This window comes from Blastococcus sp. SYSU DS0541, from assembly GCF_054050875.1.
Window position 1 is genome coordinate 30327 of the sequence record NZ_JBJHAD010000018.1, and the last position, 21890, is coordinate 52216.

A 21890-nucleotide genomic window follows, 5' to 3' on the forward strand; every position below is an offset into this window, starting at 1 on the left:
GAGGCCGCGGCAGCAGTCGCGCGGTGAGCCGGCCGTGCGGTGGCGTCACCCGACGCGACGGCGGGCACCACGACCGCACCACCCACGTCGTCCTGAGGAGCAGGAGCCAGCATGGACATCACCGCGACAGCCGAGTGGCGTGCGCTCACCGAGCACCACCGGGAGCTCGCCGCCACCCACCTCCGCGACCTCTTCGCCGACGATCCCGGCCGCGGGCGGCGGCTGACCGGCCGCGTCGGCGACCTGCACGTCGACTGGTCCAAGCACCGCGTCACCGACGAGACGCTGCGGCTGCTGATCGCTCTCGGCGAGCGCGCCGGGCTGCCCGAGCGGATCGCGGCCATGTTCCGTGGCGAGCACGTCAACACCACCGAGGACCGCGCCGTGCTGCACGTCGCGCTCCGCATGCCGGCGGACGAGGACCTGGTGGTCGACGGCCAGCACGTCGTGCGGGACGTGCACGAGGTGCTGGCCCGGATGCGCGGGTTCGCCGAGCGCGTGCGCTCGGGGGAGTGGCGCGGGCACACCGGGCGGCCGATCCGGGCGGTGGTCAACATCGGGATCGGCGGCTCCGACCTCGGCCCGGCGATGGCGTACACCGCGCTGCGGGCCTACGCCGACCGGGATCTTGCCGTCCGCTTCGTCTCCAACATCGACCCCACCGACTTCGCCGAGGCCACTCGGGACCTGGACCCCGCGGAGACCCTGGTCGTCGTCAGCTCCAAGACCTTCACGACGCTGGAGACGCTGACCAACGCCACGGTCGCCCGTGACTGGCTGCTCCGCGGGCTGGGCGCAGACGACGCCGCGGTCGCCAAGCACTTCGTGGCCGTGTCGACGAACACGGAGGCCGTGCGGGAGTTCGGCATCGACCCGGCGAACATGTTCGAGTTCTGGGACTGGGTCGGCGGGCGGTACTCCTTCACCTCCGCCATCGGCCTGTCCCTGATGGTGGCGATCGGCCCGCAGGCGTACGACGAGATGCTCGCCGGCTTCCACGCCGTCGACGAGCACTTCCGCACCGCTCCGCTGGAGGCCAACGTCCCGGTGCTGCTGGGCCTGCTCAACGTCTGGTACCGCGACTTCTTCGACGCCCAGAGCCACGCCGTCCTGCCCTACAGCCAGTACCTGTCCCGGCTGCCGGCCTACCTGCAGCAGCTGACGATGGAGAGCAACGGCAAGTCCGTGCGCGCGGACGGGCAGCCGGTCGACACCGCGACCGGTGAGGTCTACTGGGGCGAGCCGGGGACGAACGGCCAGCACGCCTTCCACCAGCTGCTGCACCAGGGGACGACGCTGGTCCCCGCCGACTTCATCGGCTTCGGCGAGCCGAGCCACGACATCGGCGAGATGCACGACCTGCTGATGGCGAACATGTTCGCCCAGTCGGCGGCGCTCGCCTTCGGCCGCACCGCCGAGGAGGTGGCCGCCGACGGCACCCCGTCGGCGCTGGTGCCCCACAAGGTGATGCCCGGCAACCGGCCGAGCACGGTGATTCTCGCCCCGCGGCTGACTCCCTCAGCGCTGGGGCAGCTGGTGGCCCTGTACGAGCACGTCGTCTTCACCCAGGGCGTGGTCTGGCAGATCGACTCCTTCGACCAGTGGGGGGTCGAGCTGGGCAAGGTGATGGCCCGCGAGCTGGCACCCGCACTGACCAGCCGGGAGCCGGTCGCGGTGGAGCAGGACGCGTCCACGGCGGCGCTGGTGGCGGAGTACCGGCGGATGCGGGGCCGGCCGGCCTGACTCCCTAGTTCGGTGGTGACCCGGGGCGGCCGCGCGCGCAGCAGCGACCGCCCCGGGGCGGGCGATCCTCCGGGTCCCGACCACGGGTGACCGGGCCGACGGACCGCCACCGCCTGCCCAGGTGGGTCCTCCTACGCGTCGATGACGATCGGGATGACCAGCGGGCTGCGCCGGAAGGCCCTGTCCGCCCAGCGGCCCACGGCCCGGGCGATCAGCTGCTCGAGCTGGACGGCTCCTCCGACGCCCTCCTCGGCGGCCTTGGCCAGCGCCTTCTCGATCAGCGGGACGACGCCGTCGAACGTCGTCTCGTCGTGGACGAAGCCGCGGGCCAGGAAGTCGGGCTCCTCGGCGAGGCGGCCCGTGTCGGCGTCGACGATCGCCACGACCGTGATGACGCCTTCCTGGGCCAGGGTGCGCCGGTCGCGGAGGTGCGCCTCGGTGGCGCCACCGACGTCCGTGCCGTCGACGTAGACGTAGCCGGCGGGGACCTTGCCGGCGATCCGCACCCTGCCCTCGTGGAGGTCGACGGCGACGCCGTCCTCGGCGATGACCACACCACGCGGGTGCACGCCGGTGCGGACGGCGATCTCGGCGTTGGCCTTCAGGTGCCGCCACTCGCCGTGCACGGGCATGACGTTGCGCGGCTTGACCAGGTTGTAGACGTAGGAGAGCTCGCCGGCGCTGGCGTGCCCGGAGACGTGCACCTTGGCGTTGCCCTTGTGCACCACGTTGGCGCCCCACCGGGTCAGCTCGTTGATGATCCGGTAGACGGCGTTCTCGTTGCCGGGGATGAGCGAGCTGGCCAGCAGCACGGTGTCACCGTCGGCGATGCGGATGACGTGGTCGCGGTTGGCCATGCGCGACAGGGCCGCCATGGGCTCGCCCTGCGACCCGGTGCAGATCAGGCAGACCTTCTCGGGCGGCAGCTTCTCGAGCTCCTTCATGTCCACCAGCAGGCCGGGCGGCACGGTGAGGTAGCCGAGGTCCTTGGCGATGCCCATGTTGCGGACCATGGAGCGGCCGACGAAGGCGACCTTGCGGCCGTGGGCGTGCGCGGCGTCGAGGACCTGCTGGATGCGGTGCACGTGGCTGGCGAAGCTGGACACGATGACCCGGCGGGGCGCGGTCCGGAACACCGTCTCGATGGCCGGGGTGAGCTCGGCCTCGGACGTGGTGAAGCCGGGGACGTCGGCGTTGGTGGAGTCGGTGAGGAAGAGGTCCACGCCCTCCTCGCCCAGCCGGGCGAACGCGCGCAGGTCGGTGATCCGCCGGTCCAGCGGGAACTGGTCCATCTTGAAGTCGCCGGTGTGCACGACCAGGCCGGCGCCGGTGCGGATCGCGACGGCGAGCCCGTCGGGGATGGAGTGGTTGACGGCGACGAACTCGCAGTCGAAGGGGCCGAACGCGGCCCGGTCGCCCTCGCTCACCTGCCGGGTGACCGGCCGGATCCGGTGCTCCTTGAGCTTGGCCTCGATGAACGCGAGGGTGAGCCGCGAGCCCACCACGGGGATGTCGGGACGCTCCCGCAGGAGGTACGGCACGCCCCCGATGTGGTCCTCGTGCCCGTGGGTCAGCACGAGCGCCTCGACGTCGTCCAGGCGGTCCCGGATGGCGGTGAAGTCGGGGAGGATCACGTCGACCCCGGGCTGGTGCTCCTCGGGGAAGAGCACGCCGCAGTCGACGATCAGCAGGCGACCGGCGTGCTCCAGCACGGTCATGTTCCGGCCGATCTCACCGAGACCACCCAGGGCCACCACCCGCAGCCCTCCGTCGGGTAGCGGCCGAGGCGGGCGCAGCTCAGGGTGTGCGTGGCTCATACCTTCACGCTACGGGAGACCCGTCGGCGGGCGTGCACGGTCGGGCACGAGGTCCCGCGACGGCGCCCCACACCTCTCGCGCCCGCCGCTCGGCTCCCGTCACGCCCTCCAGGCACCGGGCGAGGTGACCTTCCGGCCGACGCCTCGACGGCGTTCCGGGCTCGCCGGAACATCCGCTGTCACCGCGTCGGTCGGCGCGGGGCGGCGCACCCGGCGTGACCTCCCGTCCCCGCCGGCGCCCCGCCGGGGGACGGCAGCGGTGGGGCACGAGCGTGGTGGTGTCCGTCCCGCCGTCCTCCTCGCGGTGGGCTTTCCTGCCTCCGGCGCATCGGCGATCCTTGTCGGTGCATCCGTAGAGGCGCAGGCGCGGAGCGGCGTTGCTCCCCACCGGTCCGCCGTGACGTCGGAGCGGAGGGTGGCACCCCCGTTCGCCGACGCTGCGGCGGCGGGCCCTCCGGCGCGCCGGCAGGCGAGGAGGTGCGAGGACATGGCGAGGCGGAGCCGGCGGGTTCCCTGCCTCCTGGTGGTGGCGGCGGTCGTCGGCGCCGGCTGCACCGGACCGACCGGCACGCCCGCCGAGGTCGCGGGCGGCGGCGCCGCCCCCGTGGCACCCGCCGGTCAGGCCGGCACGCTCGCGGTCGTGCCCGAGGTGGCGGCGCGGGTGCAGCCCAGCGTGGTCACCATCCTGACCGCCACCGGCAACGGGAGCGGGGTCGTGTACGACGAGGACGGGCTGATCGTCACGAACGAGCACGTGGTGCGCGGAGCGACGACGGTGGAGGTCGCGTTCGCCGACGGTCAGCGCGCACCCGGCACGGTGGTGGCCACGGACGTCGTCACCGACCTCGCGCTCGTCCGCTCCGACCGCGGTGACCTCCCCGCGGCCCGGTTCCAGTCAGAGCTGCCCCGGATCGGGGAGCTCGTGATCGCGATCGGCAGCCCGCTCGGCTTCGAGAGCACGGTGACCGCGGGGGTGGTCTCCGGGCTGCAACGGGAGATCCCCGGCAGTGCGGGCCGGACCCAGGCGCTGGTGGACCTCATCCAGACCGACGCCGCGATCAGCCCCGGCAACAGCGGCGGCGCGCTGGTGGACGGCGACGGCGAGGTCATCGGGATCAACGAGGCGTACATCCCTCCGCAAGCCGGGGCGGTGTCCCTCGGGTTCGCGATCCCGTCAGCCACCGTTACCGATGTGGTGGAGCAGTTGAGGGAGGACGGGCAGGCGGAGCACGCCTTCCTGGGGATCGCTCCGGCCCCGCTCACCCCGCAGATCGCCGAGCAGTTCGGTGTCCCGGGAACGGACGCCGTGATCGTCGCGGCCGTGGTGCCGGGCAGTCCCGCAGCGCAGGCGGGGATCGCGCCCGGGGACCTGGTCGTCGCCGTCGACGGATCGCCCACCACCGCCCCCGAGGACGTGCTGGCGGCGCTGCGCGCCCGCGATCCCGGAGACAGGGTCACGGTGACGGTCCGCTCGCCGGACGGAGAGGAGCGCGACGTCGACGTGGTCCTCACCGCGCGGCCCGGCCCGGGCGCATAGGGGCGTGCCGCAGTTCCCGGAGGGCCGGTCGCTGCTGCACCCGGAACCGTCGGCCGGCGTTCGTCCGTTCCGCCCGGCGAGGATCCCCGATGGCCGCCGGTAGATCTCCGCGCAGGTCCCCGCCCGCAGGTCGGATGCGCGCTGACCCACGGTCGCCACCCCACGCCATGCTCGGCCAGGGAGACATCTCCCGGACGCGCTCGCGCCGGTGCTCCACGAGTTGTCCGCGTGACCGGCCCGCGCGGTCTGCCTTCTGCAGTAGGCCTGCGGGCCGGTTGACCTGCGAGAAGGCGTGGAGCGGGAGACCGGGATCGAACCGGCATGGCCAGCTTGGAACGCTGGGTGGCTCGAGCCAGTAATGCGCTGGTAAGACCCTGATGAAGTGGACGTCGTGCCTTCCACGTGCCTTGAGCGGCATCCTGGGTGGGTGACGACCGAACGCGCTTTGGCTCGTCGCGCCTGCTGCCGTCGCCGCGGCTGGGGCCGGTTCTCGCAGTGGGCACGACGGTCACCGGGTTCCTCATGGCTGATCGTCCCGGTGCTCGGGTTGGCCGGGATGCTCTTCGGCGGTGGGACTGGTCCAGGCGATGGCGGTGGCCGCGGTCGCCGGCCGCCGGTACGGCGTCGCCCACCGGTCGCTGAGGTCACGCGGTGATCTGACTGCCGTCCGGTCGGCCGGCGCTCCGATCGCGGCGCTCGCATGCTCGACGCTCACGGTCGGCGCTCTGGCACTGGTCCTGGTGGCGCCCGGCGGCCGCCCCTGCGACCGAGCTGGATGCGGCACCGCGTGCACCCGGTGGTCGGATCCCGCTGGTCGACCAAACCCGGGTAGCCGGCCAGCGAGTCGACAGCCGGCGTCACCGCGCCGCCGGAGGTGGCGGTGGGCCAGGCGGCTCACGCCGATCAGCGCTCCCTCGGTGAGCAGCTTCGTCGGCACGAGGGCCATGCCGGCGCCCGTGGGCGTGGTCAGGTCACCATGGTGATATCGGTGAGCCCTCGGTCTGCACCGATATCACGTCTGGCGGGCTGTTATACGACCGCACGCTCCTGCAACTGGCCCCGCACGATCCGCAGCCGGCGCTCGGCTCGCGCCGCGACGGCGGAGTCGTGTGTCACGAGCACTAGCGTCAGCTGCTGCTGCCGACAGAGTTGTTCGAGGATCGCGATGATTTCGTCGCGAGTGGGTTCGTCCAGGTTCCCGGTCGGCTCGTCGGCGAGCAGGACGCGCGGTTGCTTCACGATCGCCCGGGCGATGGCCACGCGCTGCTGCTGCCCACCGGACATCTGCGGCGGCAAGTGGTGGAGCCGGTCGGCGAGTCCTACTTCGGCCAGGGCCGCGGCGGCGCGCTCCCGCCGCTCGGACGAGGAGATGCGGAGCGGGACCAACGCCGTCTCGACGTTCTCTTGAGCATTCAACGTCGAGATCAGGTTGAACGACTGGAAGACGATTCCGATCTCGCGGGCGCGCAGTTCGGTGAGGCGCCGCTCGGAAGCCTTCGACAGGTCTTCGTCACCCAGGCGCACCGAGCCGGACGTGGGTCGGTCGACGGCACCGAGCATCTGGAGGAGCGTGGATTTCCCTCCGCCGGTCGGGCCCTCGACGGCGACCATCTGCCCTGCGGGGATGGTGAGGCTCACCTTGTCGAGGGCGGTGATGGTCTTCTTGTCAGACGAGTAGGTCTTGCTGACGTCTGTGAGCACGTACATCGTCGGTCTCCGATCAGGTCAGGTCAGGGGGTCAGTCGATGCTGCGAAGGGCCGCTGCCGGACGCAGCCGGGCGGCCCGCCAGCCCCCCAGAACGCCGGCCACGAGACCTCCGACCAGGGCCAGCCCGATGCTGAGCAGGACGATGGTCACGTTCACGGGCGCGTTCAGGACGACGTCGACGCTGCTCGTCTGGTCGGCGATCGGGTTTCGGCCACCTCCACCGCCGAAGGCGCCACCGCCGCCCGGTCCCATGGGCATCTGCGCGGCGGCCGCGCCACCATCGGCGGCCGCCGGCGCAGCGGAGCCTCCTGTCTCACCGGAGAGCGTGATGCCGGCCGCGTTGATGGCCATGATCGACAGCAGGCCGATCACCAGACCAGCGACGCCGCCGAGAACGCCCTGCATCAGCGATTCGGTGCCCACCTGGCGCACAATGCGGCTGTTGCTCCAGCCGATCGCCTTCAACGTGCCGAAGTCACGGGTACGCCGGGTGACCCCGGAGATGGTGAACAGGGCAGCCAGGGCGAAGGCCAGGACCAGCCCCGCCACGGACAGCCAGGTGCCCAACGTGCTCACCAGCGAAGAGGCGGACGACAGCGAACCCGAGACGTTCGACGCCAGATCCGACTGCGTGGCCACCGTCGCTTCGGGCAGCTCCGCAGAGATGTCCGCGGCGACCTGGTCCACGGTGTCAGCGGACGCGACCTGCACGTAGACGTCGGTGACCTGGTCGCCGAGACCGGCCATTTCTTGGGCCATGTCGAGCGGCAGGTAGACGTCGGAGAGCGTGCCGGCGGAACTGTCCGACGTCAGCACCCCGACGATCTCCACCTCGGTTCCCGAGATCGTCACCGCGTCACCGACCGCGAGCGCCTCGCTGTCGGCGTAGGACTGCGAGACGAGGGCCACGGCCTGCCCCCGGTCGTCGGTGGTGAACCCTCGCCCGTCGGTCACCTCCGCGGACGAGAGCGGCCCGAGCGCGGCGGCGCCGGGCTCCACCCCGTCGATGGAGAACGTGCTGACACCGAAGTTGCCGCCACGGAATCCCCCGCCGCCCGGTGGGCCATTAGCGGGCGGCTCGGCGGATTGCGCGGCTTCCTCGGGGAGCTCTCCCGTGAGAGACGTGCTCGTCAGCGAGAGAGTCGCCACCGCGGCGTTCACGCCGCTGAGGCTCTCGATCGCGCTGAGCACGGAGGCGTCCATGGCTGCCGTGCCCATCCCGACCCGGAGGTTCTGCTGCTGAATCCGAGTGGTGTCCCCCCCGTCGGCGCCGTCCTCGGCGCCGAACTGGAACCCTTGACGGCCGCCCTGCCCCGGTTCCGCGGCCTGCGTCACGGTGACGTCCGTGCCGACTCCGTAGATCGACTCCAGCACCCCTGACTGTGCGTCGCGCACGCCAGTGGACGCCGAGTTGACCACCAACACCAGCGCCACCGCGAGGGCGAGCCCCGCGGCCACGATGATCGTCTGGCGTCGACGCCGGGTTAGTTCACGTCGGGCGTACCTCAGCAGCATCGTCGTCCTTCTGTTCAGGCCCTCTTCTAGGGCGTGCCAGGGGAGGCTGGCGGCCCCGACTGTGAATGCGGCTGCGCGACACCTGTGAACACCCTGGCACTGGGGATGTCGCCGGGAAGGCGCTACATCTCGGCGCTCCGGCCGATGAGGTGATTCGTTCATCCCGGACCTTGTCGGCCGGACGGGGTTACTGCACCGCCGGGTCGGTGGGCAGGGGCGGCGCCGAAGCGTGGCGGTGATTTGTCAGGAACGCTCAGCGGCTAGCGTGCGGGCGCAGCTCGAGGGGACCGGCGTCGCGGTGGCCGGGCTCGTACCGCCCGCCGTCGCCTTGCCCACGCCGGTCGCCTGCAGGGGCAGCCGGCTTCCGACCTTGCCGACGACGGGCACCGACACGCGGCCGGAGATCCGTTCGACATAGAGGGCATGCAGATCCCTCGCGGACGGCGAGGCGTACGGCGTCGCGCTGCCGGTCATCGTCGTGGCGACTTGAACGCCGGCCCGGACAGCCTCGTGCTGCGGCCGCTGCGCGACCGATTCATCGACACGTGGGCTGCTGGCGGCGGGGATCGTCGCGCGGGACGCGCGCAAGGGGATCGGTCACCCGGCAACGGTGATAGGTGGTGCCGAGCAGGTGTTCCACGCACCCGGAGATGTCGGGGCGCTGGCTTACCGTCGGAGTATGGCTTACACAGCGAACGTTCTGCGCGTGATGATTGCCTCCCCGTCGGACACCATCGAGGCGCGTGACGCTGTGGAGTCCGCGGTGTACGGCTGGAACGGCGCCAACGCCCAGACCAAGCGGACGATCCTGCAACCGTGGCGCTGGGAGACGGCCTCGGTACCCATGTTGGGCGATCACCCGCAGTCGCTGATTAACTCGCAGGGCGTCGATGAGTCTGATGCGGGCTTTGCGCTCTTCGGTAGCAGGCTCGGCTCTCCGACGCCGGACGCGGTTTCGGGCACCGTGGCAGAGATCGAGCGCGCTATCGAACAGCAGAAGCCTGTCCATCTCTACTTCTCGACCGCTCCGCTGCCCAACGACATCGATACGGCGCAGCTTAAAGGGCTTCGCGCCTTCAGGGCCGAAGTCAGTCAGCGCGGCCTCCTCGGCGAGTTCAGCAACGTCAGCCAGCTCGAACATGAAGTGTGGAAGGCCATTGAGTTCGACATCGCGAACCTCTCACTCGGAGTCCCGTATCTGAGGCCAGGAGCACGCGAAGTGCGCTTCTCCGTACAGGCCTCAGCAAGAACGCGAGATCCGCGAGTACGACAAGAAGGGCAGGCCGCGGTACTCCACCCGCCACTGGATCGAGATGACCAACACCGGTGACCAGGATGCCGAGGAAGTGGTGTTCGAGCCCGTTGGGGAACACAGCAGCATGCATCTGATTACAGACGGCACGCCGACGACGGTGCACGCTGGCCAGACCCGTCGCCTAAATGTTGCCATGTCCATGGGCGGCAGCGATCCCGACATTCTCCGCATTCATTGGACAGAGAATGGGCGAGAATAGGCAACGCGATTTCCACGTTGGCTGACGGCCCGAAGATAAGGGGACATGGCCTCCCCGTGTCCGCGTCCCACGCGGCGATCGCCTAGCGACAGGGCGGACCTCCATACCTTGGGGGATTACACGGGCGCGGCGCCAGTGGACCTGCCTGAAGGCTGTCAGTTTGCGGGCACCAAGCAGACGCTCCGGCGGTAGGCTGGAGCATGGCACCCGGCCATGCCGGACGGTCGTCCGTACCTCGGAGAAATGCTCTGCGGTGGTTCACCGATGACGGCCACGCGGGCGTCCGCCGAGCCTCCTGACTTCACGACCTAGTCGTCAAGCGCCCGGTCAGACGCGCCCCGGGAAAGACGGCCTTGTCAGCTTTGCTTTTGTAAGGTTGGCTCCGGTCAGATTCGCCTCGGCGAGGTCTGCCGCACTCAGGTTCGCCCTGTCAAGAAGGGCTCCGGTCAGATCCGTGTCGACATGCTGGGCGTCCGTCAAGTTGGCGCGGGCTAGCTCGCCGCCGGTCAGGTTGGCATGGTCGAGGTAGGCCCCGGACAGGCTCGCACCGGAGAGGTGGCCGTCGGCTAGGTCCGAGCCCCCGAGATGAGCGACACGAAGGAGGGTGGCCGCGCCAAGAGGCAATCGTTTAGGTCTTCTCCAACAAGTGGTGTGCGTATGCCACGTAGAGGCCCAGGATTCCATCTTGTATGGCCCTACCTTCGGAGACTTCCGATCGTAAGAGCTCAGGATCATTCAGCACGTCGCCCGAATGCCTCCACGAGTTGCTCGTTGACATGCGGTTCACGACCATCGCCAGGTGCGCGGGTGTTAGCTCGTCTGGAGTGGCTCCGACGAGTCCACTGTTGTCCCTTGACGTGCGGATGCGGTCGGCCTCCTCGAGGCCTACCCGGACCTCTCCAGTCTCGTCAACGGCGAGGCAGTAGTAACCGATTTTCTGGTTAATCATCGTATCGAACGACCGTGTTCCTCCGTAGTGCGTCCACCCGGCCCGTGAGGCTTCGCCTGTCGATCGGTCAAGCGGAAAAAGGGCCCACCCTCTGCGAACGACACTTCTCCGTGTGGGTGGCTGGGAGACGGCCTCGCTCCTACTAAACGACCGCTTCCTTTTTGGCGGCTCCGGGGCGGGGCGGATTGCTTCCGAAAGCTCCACGGCTGATGTTCGAAGCCCCTTGGCGCGGGCTTCTCCTGCGAACCAACGGCCCAGCTCGCGCAGGTGCGCCCGCCACTCCTCGAGTTCTTCGGCCTTGGCGCGGGCGCTGGCCGTGACCTCATCCCGACGGACGTTTCCGGTCTTGGCAAGGTTCTTCCCCTGCTCGAGCAGCTCGTCGAACGACGCAGGCCGGTCGGCGCCTTTCCATGAACCCCTAGGAGGAGGGACCATCTCGGGACCTTGAGGCACGTTGTAGCTCACCTCAGGGACTATCGCGGCTACACGGGCGGGACGTCCAGCCCGTCGGCCCGTCGGCCCGTCGGCTTTGCGTTAGGCACCACGACTTCCCGTCGGGCATCGGCGCAGAGGAGGAGCGCGTCGTGGGGGTTGGGAGCGGGCTAACTGCCGCCCAGCTTGCTGCCCTGGCGCCCGACGCCCCAGTCGTTTTGGAGTCGGCGGGCGAGTTCGCAGGCCGCGGCACGCCACTGGCACCCGTCGTACGCGTGAGCGGGCCGAACATCGTCGTGAAGGTCGCTGGCTTGAGAACCAGCGCAGGTGATAGAGGTGGGCCCGGTGCCGATCGGTCGCGGCCACTCCCTTGGACTGGGCCAGCCAGTCGGGCGCCAGTCAGTCGGGCACCGGCCGGGCGCATCGAGACGAGCGGTGCATAGCGGCCACGTGCGCCCAGCGACACCACACGCTCCTACGAGGTGTACCCGGCCATCAGGTTGGTGTCAGGCGCCCGACGCGGGGTTGAGTCACCGAAGCCCGGCCAGGAGTGCACGTGTGGCTGCGACTGCTTGCCCAGTACGCCGCGGGACTGACCGACGGCGGACCGGCAGCGCATGCGGGAGACAGAGCCGCCCCGGGGGTGATGGAGGCTCTCAGGCCACTGGAGGATGAGAGTCAAGGCGGCACTGAAGAAGTGCCCCGACAAGCTGCGGAAGCGGGCCCACCCCGATGGCAGTCGACAGCCGGTGTGTTTCGGTCAACCGCGCCGGCGCCGGCCCGGATCGGCACGCAGTTGGGCATCGACCCCGAGACCCTGCGCAGCAGCACCCGGCACCCGGCACCCGGCAGTACGCACTCGCACTGCTGCAGGGCCCGCCCGTCGGATCCGGGCCCATTCCCGGGAGATGGGCGGGACGGGACGGCCGTAGGCCCGAGGGCGTAGCGACGCGGACGGCAGCTTCGTGCCTTATCCGTGCCTTAAGCACCGGCCAAAGCCGGTGGTCAGCGGTCAACAGGGGGCGGCATCGGTAAGGCACGGAAGGAGCAGCGCTGTCCGGCTGAGCTGCGCAAACGGGCATCCAAGCTGGTCAGGACGTGGAGCGGGTGACCGGGATCGAACCGGCATGGCCAGCTTGGAAGGCTGGGGCTCTACCATTGAGCTACACCCGCGTGGCGGCGCGAGGGAGTTGCTCCCTCGACATCGGAGCCGCGGGGATCGAGACCGACCGGGCTGCCGAGCCGCGACGAGCGTAGCGCGCCCGCTGCCCCTGCCGTCGTAGCGGCCGGATGTACGCCGCCTCCGCCGCCTCGCTCCGCCGTCGGCAAGCGGCCCCAGCTCAGTCATCGGTTGCGATCCGCAACCCTGGATGGCCTCTTGCGAGCAGTTTGCAATAACCTCGGCTGCGGCAGGACGCGCACCCGGCGCGGCTCGCCGTCGGAGCGGGAGGACGTCGCGTGCGCGCACGGCGGGGAGCGGTCCGGAACGCGGTGGCCGTCGGCGCATCGGCGGTGCTGCTCGCCGGCTGCGGCGGCGCTGCCGGCGGCGGTCAGGGCGCGGCCGGCAGCCAGGATGCGCCCACCGAACTCCGGCTGGCGATCGGCGGCGAGCCCGACGACGGCTACGACCCCACGCTCGGCTGGGGCCGGTACGGCTCGCCGCTGTTCCACTCCACGCTGCTGACCCGCGATGCGGACCTCGACGTCGTCCCCGACCTGGCCACCGGCTGGTCGGTGAGCGGCGACGGCCTGGTGTGGACCGTCGACCTCCGCACGGACGCCCGCTTCACCGACGGTGAGCCCGTCACCGCCGACGACGTCGCCCACACCTTCACCACCGCGAGCGAGAGCGGCGGCCTGACCGACGTCACCGCGCTGGCCGAGGCCGTCGCCGTGGACGAGGACACCGTCGAGCTCCGCCTGGAGCGGCCGCAGAGCACCTTCGTCAACCGGCTGGTCTCGCTGGGCATCGTGCCCGAGCACGCGCACGGCCCGGACTACGCGCGCAACCCGGTCGGCTCGGGCCCCTACACCCTCGTGCAGTGGGACGAGGGCCAGCAGCTCATCGTCGAGCGCAACGACGACTACTACGGCGAGCAGCCGGCCTTCGAGCGCCTCGTCTTCCAGTTCACCGGCGAGGACACCTCGCTGGCAGCCGCGACCGCGGGCCAGGTCGACATGGCCGCCGTCCCCGCGCAGCTGGCCACCACCCAGGTCCCCGGCATGGAGCTGGTCGCCGTCCAGTCGGTCGACAACCGCGGCATCATGTTCCCGTTTCCGCCCGACGAGGGCCGGACCACCGACGACGGCCGGCCGATCGGCAACGACGTCACCTCCGACCGGGCCGTGCGCCAGGCCGTCAACCACGCGGTCGACCGGGCGGCCCTCGTCGACGGCGTGCTGGAGGGCTACGGCTCGCCGGCGACCGGACCGGTGGACGGGCTGCCCTGGGACGAGCCCGCGGCGGCGATCACCGACGCCGACCCGGCGCGCGCCGCGCAGCTGCTCGAGGAGGCCGGCTGGGTGGACGGCGACGGCGACGGCGTCCGCGAGCGCGACGGCGTCCCGGCCGCGTTCACCCTGCTCTACCCGGCCGGCGACACGCTGCGGCAGGCGCTCGCCCTCGCCGTCGTCGACATGCTCGCCCCGGTCGGTGTCGACGTCACCGCCGACGGCGCCAGCTGGGACGTCATCGACCAGCGGCTGCACGCCGACGCCGTCCTCTTCGGGTGGGGCAGCCTCGACCCGACCGAGATGTACAACCTCTACTCGTCGACGCAGGCCGGCGTCGAGTACTGGAACCCGGGCTACTACGCCAACCCCGAGGTCGACGCAGACCTGGAAGCGGCGATGACCGCGCCCGACCGGGACGCCGCGATCCCGCACTGGAAGGCCGCCCAGTACGACGGCGAGGGCACCGGCTTCGGGCCGACCGGGGACGCCGCCTGGGCGTGGCTGGTCAACCTCGACCACACCTACTTCGTCGACGAGTGCCTCGACCTGGGCACCCCGCGGATCGAGCCGCACGGGCACGGCTGGCCGATCACCGCGGGCATCGCGGACTGGCAGTGGAGCTGCTGAGCCGGGCCGTGCGCGGGGTGGCCGGCCGGCTGGTGCGGCTGGCCCTGCTGCTCGCCGCGGTCGCCACCGCCTCCTTCGCGCTCATGGTCAACTCGCCGGTCGACCCGGTGGACGCCTACGTCGGCGGGGACATCGCTGCCGTCGGGCCCGAGCAGCGGGCGCTGATCGCCGAGCGCTGGGGGCTGGACGAGCCGCCCCTGGTGCGGTTCGGCGCGTGGCTGGGCAACCTCGTCCAGGGCGACCTGGGCCGCTCGCTCACCTTCAACCAGCCGGTCGCGGAGGTCATCGGAGAGCGCTTCCTCGCCAGCCTGGCGCTGATGGCGACCGCGTGGCTGCTCTCCGGGCTGTTCGGGTTCGCGCTCGGCGTGCTCGCCGGCGTCCGCCAGGGGCGGGTCACCGACCGGGCGATCTGCTGGTGGGCCTACACGCTGGCCTCCGCGCCCACGTTCTGGGTGGGGCTGCTGCTGCTCCACGTCTTCTCCGTGCAGCTGGGCTGGACACCGGTGTGCTGCGCGGTCCCGGTCGGCACGCTCGCCGAGGACGTCACCCTCCTCGACCGGCTGCACCACCTGGTCCTCCCGGCGCTGACATTGTCGATCGTGGGCGTCGCCCCGGTCGTGCTGCACACCCGGTACGCCGTGGTCGAGGCGCTGGCCAGCGACTACGTCGCCTTCGCCCGCGCGCAGGGGGAGTCGGTGCCCGGGGTCGTCCTCCACCGGGTGCTGCGCAACGCCGCCGCCCCGGCCGTGCTGCTGCAGTTCAGCTCGCTCGGCGAGCTCTTCGGCGGCGCGGTCCTCGCCGAGCAGGTCTTTTCCTATCCCGGGCTCGGCGCCGCCACCACCGCTGCCGCACTCGGCCAGGACGTCCCGCTGCTCCTCGGCATCGTCCTGTTCACCACCGTCTTCGTCTTCGTCGGCAACCAGCTCGGCGACCTCGTCCACGCCCGGCTCGACCCGCGGGTCACCACGGACCTCGCCGCCGCCCGGCGGGGTCGGCGTGCCAAGGCCGCCCCGTACGGGCCGCCGGAGGTCGGGGACCACCGGCCGGCTGCTTCGTCCGACCCCGCCGTCGTCGGGCAGGCGGTGCGATGAGCGCCGTCGTCGCCGAGCCCGCCGCCCGGGCCCGGTTCCTGGGGGACCGCCGCCGCCGGACCCTCGCCTGGGTCGCGGTCTCGTCGCTGGTCGTGCTCGGCGTCTTCGTCGCCGGCGGCCTCGCGGGCGACGCCGCCTCGACCACGGCGCTGGCCGACCGCAACCTCGGTCCCTCGACCGCGCACCTGTTCGGCACCGACCCGCTGGGCCGCGACCTGCTGGCGCGCGTCCTGGCGGGGCTGCGGCTCAGCCTCGTGGTGGGGACGACGGCGGCGCTGATCTCCGCCGTCATCGCGCTGGTGCTGGCCTCCGCGGCGGCGGTGTTCGGCGGCGTCGTCGACCGGGCGGTGAGCTGGCTGGTCGACCTCTTCCTCGCGCTGCCGCACCTGGTGCTGCTGATCCTGCTGGCGTTCGTCTTCGGTGGCGGCACCGAGGCCGCCGTCCTCGCCGTCGCCCTCACCCACTGGCCGACGCTCACCCGGGTGCTGCGCGGCCGGGCGCGGGAGATCGTCTCGTCGGACTACGTCGCCGTCTCCCGGCAGCTCGGGCGCGGCCGCGGCTGGATCGCCCGCCACCACCTGGCCGGGCACCTCACGGGCCACTTCCTCGTGGGCGCCGTCCTGCTCTTCCCGCACGCGATCCTGCACGAGGCGGCGCTCTCCTTCCTGGGGCTCGGCGTCGACCCCGGCGAGCCCTCGATCGGCGTGCTGCTGGCCGAGTCGATGCGCTACCTCAGCGCCGGCGCCTGGTGGCTGGCGGTGCTGCCGGGCCTGTGCCTGCTGGTCGTGGTCAAGCTGGTCGACACGATCGGCGAGAACACCCGGGCGCTGCTGGACCCGCGGAGCGCCCACCTGTGAGCACGTTGCTGGAGGTGCGCGACCTCGAGGTGGACTTCGTCCAGTACGAGCGGGGCCTGCGCCGCCGCACGGTGACCGCGCTGGCCGGCATGGACCTGACCGCAGCGCCGGGCGAGGTCGTCGCGCTGGTCGGGGCCAGCGGCGCCGGCAAGTCGCTGCTGGCGCACGCCGTCCTCGGGCTGCTGCCGCCGAACGCGCTGGAGCGTGGGACGGTGACCTATGACGGCGTGGAGGTCGACCCGGCCGGGCGCAGGGAGCTGGCCGGGCGGGAGATCGCGCTGCTGCCGCAGTCGGTGAGCTTCCTCGACCCGCTCAGCCGGGTGGGCCGCCAGGTGCAGCGGTCGGCCCGGCTGGCCGGCCGCCCGGACGCGCGCCGGGCCGCAGAGGCGGCGCTGGCCCGCCGCGGCCTGGGGCCCGAGGTGCTGCACCGGTACCCGCACGAGCTCTCCGGCGGCATGGCGCGGCGCGTGCTGGTCGCCATGGCCACGATGGGCCGCCCCCGGCTCCTGGTGGCCGACGAGCCGACCAGCGGCCTGCCGGCCGCGACCGTCCGGTCCACCCTCGCGGAGTTCCGCGCGATGGCCGACGACGGCGGTGCGGTCGTGCTGGTCACCCACGAGCTGCTGGCCGCCCTCGAGGTGGCCGACCGCGTGGTCATCTGCCGCGACGGGCGCACCGTCGACGTCGCCGACCCGGAGGCCTTCACCGGTGACGGCGCACAGCTCCAGCACCCGTACACCCGCGCGCTCTGGCAGGCGCTGCCGGTCAACGGCTTCCGGTCGCCCGCGGCGATGGAGGCCTGATGCTGCACGCCGACGACGTCTGGTTCCGCTACGGCACCGGGCAGCCATGGGTCCTGGCCGGGGTGGACCTCCGCGTCGGGGCCGGTGAGGTCGTGGGGCTGTGCGGGCCGAGCGGCGGGGGCAAGAGCACCCTCGCCCGGGTGCTCGCCGGCTTCGCCGAGCCGGTCCGCGGCCGGGTGACCGTGGACGGGCAGCTGCCGAGGGCCGGGCGCGGGCCGCACCCGGTGCAGCTGGTGCTCCAGCACCCCGAGCGCGCGATGGATCCCCGCTGGACGGTGCGCCAGGTGCTCGCCGCCACGGGCGCTCCGGACGACGACGTCGCCGCGCTGGACCGGCGGCTCGTCGCGCCGAGCTGGCTGGACCGCCACCCGCACGAGATCAGCGGCGGCGAGCTGCAGCGGGTCAACCTGGCCCGGGCGCTGCTGGCCCGGCCGCGCTACCTGGTCGCCGACGAGATCACCGCCAGCCTGGACGCCGTCACGCAGGTGGGCATCTGGGACTTCCTGCTCGGGCACTGCCGGGCGGCCGGGATCGGGCTGCTCGCCGTCTCCCACGACCGGCCGCTCCTGGACGCCGTGGGCGCCCGCGTCGTCGACTGGGAGCCCGTGGACGCCGCGCCCTGAGCTGAGCCTCCGTACCAGGGACGGGTCCTCCGCCGGCCGTCGGACGGTCCCGGGCGCGCGGTCAGCCGGGTCCGCGGTCCTCCGCGGGGTCGAGGTCGACGGTCAGGAGGCGTTGCCGCTCGACCTGGGCCCGCACGGCGGCCAGGTCACCGGCCGACCGCAGCGCATGGGCGAGCGCCCCCGCGCTGTCCGCCCGGGCTGCGCGGGCCAGCGAGTCGAGGAGCTCCTGCAGCGCGCCTCCCCGTTCACCGTGGTGCACCAGCCGGGCGACGTCGTTGACCGTGCTGCGCACGTCCTGCACCAGCAGCGGGAGCTCGCGCACCGTGCAACCGACCAGGACCGCCAGGTCGAGCGGCAGGCGGAGCAGCGCCGTGGTCGCGGGCAGCAGGCCGAACCTGGGCGGCGGAGGGGGAGTGGCCGGGCCGAGGCCGTCGTCGGTCGCCACGGCGGGGCCTCCCTGTCGGGCCGGTGGTACGTCGGGGCCGGGTGCGCGGGCCCGGCCGGCTCCCCGGCAGGCCGGCGGCCCTCGCCGCTACGGTGCCCGATGTGATCGAGACCACCTGGATGGACGCCACCGCGCAGGCCGAGCTGGTCCGCACCGGCCAGGCCACGGCCGCCGAGCTCGTCGACGCCGCGATCGAGCGGATCGAGCGCGTGAACCCGCGGCTGGACGCGGTGATCCGCGAGCGGTTCGAGGCCGCCCGCGCCGAGGCCGCCGGCGACCTGCCGGCCGGGCCGTTCCGCGGCGTCCCGATCCTGCTCAAGGACCTCGGCTGCCACGTCGCCGGCGAGGCGACGCACTACGGCACCTCCTTCCTGCGGGACGCAGACGTGCGCTGGTCCGTCGACAGCCACCTCGCGCAGCGGTTCCGCGCGGCGGGCTTCGTCGTCCTGGGCCGCACCAACGTGCCGGAGTTCGGCACGACGATCACCACGGAGCCGGCCGCGCACCCGCCGGCCCGCAACCCGTACGACACCAACCGGTCGGCGGGTGGCTCCAGCGGAGGATCGGCGGCCGCGGTCGCCGCCGGCCTGGTCCCGGTGGCCCACGCCAACGACGGCGGCGGCTCGATCCGGATCCCGGCGGCGGAGTGCGGCCTCGTCGGGCTCAAGCCCACCCGGGCGCGGGTCAGCCAGGGCCCCGAGGTGGGCGAGGGCTGGGCCGGCGCGACCATCGACGGCGTCGTCACCCGCACCGTCCGCGACACCGCCGCCGTCCTCGACTGCATCGCCGGACCGATGCCCGGCGACCCGTACGCCGCCCCGCCGCTGGCTCGTCCGCTCGCCGAGGAGGTCGGGGCGCCGGTGGGCCGGCTCCGCGTCGGCCTGCTGGACGCCGAGCCGGGGGAGCAGTACCTCGACGACCCCGCGTGCCGGGAGGCGGTGGAGCGCACCGGGCGGCTGCTCTCCGACCTCGGCTGCGACGTCGGGCCCGGGACGCCGGCCGCGATGTTCGAGCCCGAGTTCCCTCGCCGGTTCACGACCACCATCGCGGCGGACGTGGCGCTGACCCTCTCGGCCCTCGAGCGGTCGCTGGGCCGGCCGATCGAGGACGGGGAACTGGAGCCGCGCAACGTCTTCTACCGCGCCGTGGGGCGGAAGCTGTCGGCCGAGGAGTACGTCGGCGCCCGCACGTGGCTCGGGTCGTGGAGCCGCCGCATGGCGGGGTGGTGGGCTCCGGCCGAGCTGGGTGGTCAGGGCTACGACCTGCTGGTCACGCCCACCATCGCGGCGCCGCCGCCGGAGCTCGGCTGGATGACCGCGGCCGGGCCCAGGGAGGAGGGGCGGCGGATCAACAGCCTCATGCCCTACACCGCGCAGTTCAACGTCACCGGCCAGCCGGCGGTCAGCCTGCCCCTGCACCGGACGGCGGAGGGGCTGCCCGTGGGAGTCCAACTCGTCGCCGCCGTCGGCCGGGAAGACCTCCTCGTCCGCGTGGCCGCCGCCCTCGAGGAGGCCGCACCGTGGACGGACCGCCGTCCGCCGGTGTCGGCGTGAGCGGCCCGTACTTCCTGGTGCTGCTGACCGCGGCACCGGGCGGGGAGGCGCCGCTGCCCGACCACGAGGCGTTCGTCGACTCGCTCGTCGACCGGCAGCTGGTGCTGCTCGGTGGCCCGCTCGGGGAGGGGGACGCCGCCTACGTCCTCCGCTGCGGCTCCCTGGACGAGGCGCGCGACGTGGTCGGGGCGGACCCGCTGGTGACCTCCGGCGCGTGCACCGCCGCCGTCACGTCGTGGGACCTCGTCGGGGTGGACCTGCGGCTGGTCGACCCAGACCTGGTCGTCGACGACGGGTGACCGCCCGACCGCGCCCACCCGGCGTCCGGTCGGTCCGCCTAGACTCGGGCGGCCACGGGGTGTGGCGCAGCTTGGTAGCGCACCCGCTTTGGGAGCGGGGGGCCGTGGGTTCAAATCCCGCCACCCCGACCGTGCCCCGACGTCTCTAGACTCGGGGGTCGACCCGGCGTACCGAGATCGAGCGGGCGCATGCAATCCACTGTCTCACCGAGGAGCACTGCCGCTGTGAAGAGCACCATCGAGGAACTGGGCCCCACGCGGGTCCGGATGGCGATCGAGGTGCCGTGGGGGGACCTGGACCACGCCTTCGGTGAGGTCTACAAGGAGCTGGGCAAGCAGGTCCGCGTTCCCGGGTTCCGTCCCGGCAAGGTGCCCAACCGCGTGCTCGACCAGCGCCTCGGCCGCCCCGTGGTCCTGGAGCAGGTCGTCCAGCACGCCGTCCCGGAGATCTACTCCGAGGTCATCCGCGAGAACCAGGTCCGCGTCCTGGGCCAGCCCGACATCGAGGTGACCCGCCTCGACGACAACGACACCCTCGCCTTCACCGCCGAGGTCGACGTCGCTCCGCAGCTCGAGCTGCCGGAGCTGGACTCCCTCGCCGTGACCGTCGACGACGTCGAGGTCACCGACGAGGAGATCGACCAGCAGATCTCGGTCATGCGCGAGCGGTTCTCCATGCTCACCGGCGTCGAGCGCGCCGCGCAGGACGGCGACTTCGTCTCCATCGACCTCGAGGCCACGCTCGACGGCGAGGTCCTCGAGGACGGCTCGACCACCGGCATGTCCTACGAGGTCGGCTCCGGCAGCCTCATGGAGGGCCTCGACGACGCCGTCCGCGGGCTCTCCGCCGACGAGTCGAAGACCTTCCAGACCGCCCTGCTCTCGGGCCCCGACGCCGGCAAGATGGCCGACGTCACCGTCACCGTCCGCTCGGTGAAGGAGAAGGAGCTGCCGGAGCTGGACGACGACTTCGCCCAGACCGCCAGCGAGTTCGACACCCTCGAGGAGCTGCGCGAGGACGCCCGCACCCGGCTGGCCCGCACCAAGGTGATCCAGCAGGGCGCCCAGGCGCGCGACAAGCTGGTCGAGCACCTCATCGAGACCATCGAGGTGCCGATCCCCGAGACGCTGGTCGAGCGCGAGGTGCAGTGGCGGAACCAGGCGTTCGAGCGGGAGCTCGCCCAGGCCGGCATGGACTGGGACGCCTTCCTGCAGATGTCCGGCGTCGACAGCCGCGAGGAGTACGAGGCCGACCAGCGCACGAACGTCGAGCAGGCGGTCAAGACCCAGTTCATCCTGGACGCCATCGCGGACGCCCGTGAGGTCACCGTCGGCAACGACGACCTCTCGGCGCAGATCATGGCGCAGGCCCAGCGCAACCGGATGAGCCCGGAGCAGTTCGCCCAGCAGCTCCAGCAGAGCGGCAACATCGCGGAGTTCGTCGCCGACGTCCGCCGCACCAAGACGCTCGCCCAGCTGCTCGAGCAGACGACGATCACCGACGCCTCCGGCCGCACCGTCGACCTCGACGCCCTGCGGCCCAAGACGGTGCAGGCGGCCGCCGAGGAGACCCCTTCCGAGGAGTCCGAGGAGGCCGCGGCCGAGGGCGACGACATCGCCGTCCAGTCCGTCGCCACCGAGGCCGCCGAAGGGGCGACCGAGGACACCGAGGACGTCAACAAGGCCTGAGAGAAGCCCACGTCCTCCCCGCGACTCGCGAGCTCGCCGCGGGGCCCTGGACGGGGCTGAACAGCATCGGCGACGCCGTCCTGCCCACCCGGGCGGGGCGGCGTCGTCGCCGTTCCGGGGCCCTCGCTGCGCCGACGGCGAACACCGGCCGCACGGGGAGTGTCCCGTCGCAGGTCCGCGTTAGGGTCGACAGGACTCAGGCGATCACCGGGGGGTAGCCCCTCCCGGAGGGCC

The 21890-nt window shown here is 72.2% G+C and carries 19 protein-coding genes and 2 tRNA genes; 13 read left to right on the forward strand and 8 right to left on the reverse strand.

Annotated elements, in window-relative coordinates:
* Positions 1-111: 111 nt before the first annotated feature.
* Positions 112-1743 (forward strand): glucose-6-phosphate isomerase, encoded by a 1632-nt coding sequence (gene pgi / locus ACI794_RS17355; protein WP_456601218.1) that lies wholly within the window; start codon positions 112-114, stop codon positions 1741-1743.
* A gap of 131 nt (positions 1744-1874) precedes the next feature.
* Here the strand turns inward: pgi and ACI794_RS17360 are convergent, their stop codons facing one another.
* Complete coding sequence (locus ACI794_RS17360; RefSeq protein WP_456616979.1) at positions 1875-3560, reverse strand: ribonuclease J; 1686 nt, start codon at positions 3558-3560, stop codon at positions 1875-1877.
* Positions 3561-4047: 487 nt separating this feature from the next.
* Between ACI794_RS17360 and ACI794_RS17365 the strand changes: the two genes are divergently transcribed.
* The gene (locus ACI794_RS17365) at positions 4048-5097 is read left to right on the forward strand and encodes a S1C family serine protease (protein ID WP_456616980.1); all 1050 of its coding nucleotides are present in this window, start codon (positions 4048-4050) and stop codon (positions 5095-5097) included.
* A 1029-nt stretch (positions 5098-6126) separates the two neighbouring features.
* Here ACI794_RS17365 and ACI794_RS17370 read toward each other — a convergent pair.
* The 3 genes from ACI794_RS17370 to ACI794_RS17380 all read right to left on the reverse strand — a co-directional run bounded on the left by ACI794_RS17370 (position 6127) and on the right by ACI794_RS17380 (position 8908).
* Positions 6127-6804 (reverse strand): ABC transporter ATP-binding protein, encoded by a 678-nt coding sequence (locus tag ACI794_RS17370; protein WP_456616981.1) that lies wholly within the window; start codon positions 6802-6804, stop codon positions 6127-6129.
* A 31-nt stretch (positions 6805-6835) separates the two neighbouring features.
* The gene (locus ACI794_RS17375; protein WP_456616982.1) at positions 6836-8320 is read right to left on the reverse strand and encodes an ABC transporter permease; all 1485 of its coding nucleotides are present in this window, start codon (positions 8318-8320) and stop codon (positions 6836-6838) included.
* Positions 8321-8563: 243 nt separating this feature from the next.
* Positions 8564-8908: a hypothetical protein gene (locus tag ACI794_RS17380; protein ID WP_456616983.1), complete on the reverse strand. Its 345-nt coding sequence runs from the start codon at positions 8906-8908 to the stop codon at positions 8564-8566.
* A 91-nt stretch (positions 8909-8999) separates the two neighbouring features.
* Here ACI794_RS17380 and ACI794_RS17385 point away from each other — a divergent pair, with 91 nt between their 5' ends.
* Positions 9000-9650 carry a hypothetical protein gene (locus ACI794_RS17385; RefSeq protein ID WP_456616984.1) on the forward strand — a complete coding sequence of 217 codons (651 nt, stop codon included), beginning with the start codon at positions 9000-9002 and terminating at the stop codon, positions 9648-9650.
* Positions 9634-9834 carry a hypothetical protein gene (locus tag ACI794_RS17390; protein WP_456616985.1) on the forward strand — a complete coding sequence of 67 codons (201 nt, stop codon included), beginning with the start codon at positions 9634-9636 and terminating at the stop codon, positions 9832-9834. Before ACI794_RS17385 ends, ACI794_RS17390 begins: the two co-directional genes overlap by 17 nt.
* Positions 9835-10161: 327 nt before the next feature.
* Here the strand turns inward: ACI794_RS17390 and ACI794_RS17395 are convergent, their stop codons facing one another.
* The 3 genes from ACI794_RS17395 to ACI794_RS17405 all read right to left on the reverse strand — a co-directional run bounded on the left by ACI794_RS17395 (position 10162) and on the right by ACI794_RS17405 (position 12388).
* Positions 10162-10569 (reverse strand): pentapeptide repeat-containing protein, encoded by a 408-nt coding sequence (locus tag ACI794_RS17395; protein ID WP_456616986.1) that lies wholly within the window; start codon positions 10567-10569, stop codon positions 10162-10164.
* Positions 10463-11248: a hypothetical protein gene (locus tag ACI794_RS17400; protein WP_456617012.1), complete on the reverse strand. Its 786-nt coding sequence runs from the start codon at positions 11246-11248 to the stop codon at positions 10463-10465. The genes ACI794_RS17395 and ACI794_RS17400 overlap by 107 nt, the downstream gene beginning before the upstream one ends.
* A gap of 1066 nt (positions 11249-12314) precedes the next feature.
* A tRNA-Gly gene (locus ACI794_RS17405) sits at positions 12315-12388 on the reverse strand.
* 285 nt (positions 12389-12673) lie between these two features.
* Here ACI794_RS17405 and ACI794_RS17410 point away from each other — a divergent pair.
* Genes ACI794_RS17410 through ACI794_RS17430 form a run of 5 tightly spaced genes read left to right on the forward strand, consistent with a single transcriptional unit; the run spans position 12674 to position 17670 of the window.
* Entirely contained in the window at positions 12674-14296 is a 1623-nt protein-coding gene (locus ACI794_RS17410; RefSeq protein ID WP_456616987.1) for an ABC transporter substrate-binding protein, read from the forward strand.
* Complete coding sequence (locus ACI794_RS17415; RefSeq protein ID WP_456616988.1) at positions 14284-15387, forward strand: ABC transporter permease; 1104 nt, start codon at positions 14284-14286, stop codon at positions 15385-15387. Before ACI794_RS17410 ends, ACI794_RS17415 begins: the two co-directional genes overlap by 13 nt.
* The gene (locus ACI794_RS17420) at positions 15384-16244 is read left to right on the forward strand and encodes an ABC transporter permease (RefSeq protein ID WP_456616989.1); all 861 of its coding nucleotides are present in this window, start codon (positions 15384-15386) and stop codon (positions 16242-16244) included. The genes ACI794_RS17415 and ACI794_RS17420 overlap by 4 nt, the downstream gene beginning before the upstream one ends.
* Positions 16241-17047, forward strand: a complete 807-nt coding sequence (locus ACI794_RS17425) for an ATP-binding cassette domain-containing protein (protein ID WP_456616990.1) — start codon at positions 16241-16243, stop codon at positions 17045-17047. Before ACI794_RS17420 ends, ACI794_RS17425 begins: the two co-directional genes overlap by 4 nt.
* Positions 17047-17670, forward strand: a complete 624-nt coding sequence (locus tag ACI794_RS17430; RefSeq protein WP_456616991.1) for an ABC transporter ATP-binding protein — start codon at positions 17047-17049, stop codon at positions 17668-17670. Before ACI794_RS17425 ends, ACI794_RS17430 begins: the two co-directional genes overlap by 1 nt.
* A 61-nt stretch (positions 17671-17731) precedes the next feature.
* On the opposite strand, the gene ACI794_RS17435 is transcribed toward ACI794_RS17430, so the two are convergent.
* Positions 17732-18115 carry a hypothetical protein gene (locus ACI794_RS17435; RefSeq protein WP_456616992.1) on the reverse strand — a complete coding sequence of 128 codons (384 nt, stop codon included), beginning with the start codon at positions 18113-18115 and terminating at the stop codon, positions 17732-17734.
* Positions 18116-18216: 101 nt separating this feature from the next.
* Here ACI794_RS17435 and ACI794_RS17440 point away from each other — a divergent pair, with 101 nt between their 5' ends.
* The 4 genes from ACI794_RS17440 to tig all read left to right on the forward strand — a co-directional run bounded on the left by ACI794_RS17440 (position 18217) and on the right by tig (position 21656).
* Positions 18217-19668, forward strand: a complete 1452-nt coding sequence (locus ACI794_RS17440; RefSeq protein ID WP_456601209.1) for an amidase — start codon at positions 18217-18219, stop codon at positions 19666-19668.
* Positions 19635-19967, forward strand: a complete 333-nt coding sequence (locus tag ACI794_RS17445; RefSeq protein ID WP_456601208.1) for a YciI family protein — start codon at positions 19635-19637, stop codon at positions 19965-19967. The genes ACI794_RS17440 and ACI794_RS17445 overlap by 34 nt, the downstream gene beginning before the upstream one ends.
* A 55-nt stretch (positions 19968-20022) precedes the next feature.
* Positions 20023-20096 (forward strand) — tRNA-Pro (locus ACI794_RS17450).
* A 96-nt stretch (positions 20097-20192) separates the two neighbouring features.
* Complete coding sequence (gene tig, locus ACI794_RS17455) at positions 20193-21656, forward strand: trigger factor (RefSeq protein ID WP_456601207.1); 1464 nt, start codon at positions 20193-20195, stop codon at positions 21654-21656.
* Positions 21657-21890 lie beyond the last annotated feature (234 nt).

What these genes read in the sequence shown, in the direction of transcription:
- ACI794_RS17420 (WP_456616989.1), top strand. Translation starts at nt 15,384, where the DNA reads ATGAGCGCCGTCGTCGCCGAGCCCGCCGCCCGGGCCCGGTTCCTGGGG.
- ACI794_RS17395 (WP_456616986.1), bottom strand. Translation starts at nt 10,569, where the DNA reads ATGATCCTGAGCTCTTACGATCGGAAGTCTCCGAAGGTAGGGCCATAC.
- ACI794_RS17390 (WP_456616985.1), top strand. Translation starts at nt 9,634, where the DNA reads ATGACCAACACCGGTGACCAGGATGCCGAGGAAGTGGTGTTCGAGCCC.
- ACI794_RS17385 (WP_456616984.1), top strand. Translation starts at nt 9,000, where the DNA reads ATGGCTTACACAGCGAACGTTCTGCGCGTGATGATTGCCTCCCCGTCG.
- ACI794_RS17360 (WP_456616979.1), bottom strand. Translation starts at nt 3,560, where the DNA reads ATGAGCCACGCACACCCTGAGCTGCGCCCGCCTCGGCCGCTACCCGAC.
- ACI794_RS17430 (WP_456616991.1), top strand. Translation starts at nt 17,047, where the DNA reads ATGCTGCACGCCGACGACGTCTGGTTCCGCTACGGCACCGGGCAGCCA.
- ACI794_RS17365 (WP_456616980.1), top strand. Translation starts at nt 4,048, where the DNA reads ATGGCGAGGCGGAGCCGGCGGGTTCCCTGCCTCCTGGTGGTGGCGGCG.
- ACI794_RS17370 (WP_456616981.1), bottom strand. Translation starts at nt 6,804, where the DNA reads ATGTACGTGCTCACAGACGTCAGCAAGACCTACTCGTCTGACAAGAAG.
- pgi (WP_456601218.1), top strand. Translation starts at nt 112, where the DNA reads ATGGACATCACCGCGACAGCCGAGTGGCGTGCGCTCACCGAGCACCAC.
- ACI794_RS17375 (WP_456616982.1), bottom strand. Translation starts at nt 8,320, where the DNA reads ATGCTGCTGAGGTACGCCCGACGTGAACTAACCCGGCGTCGACGCCAG.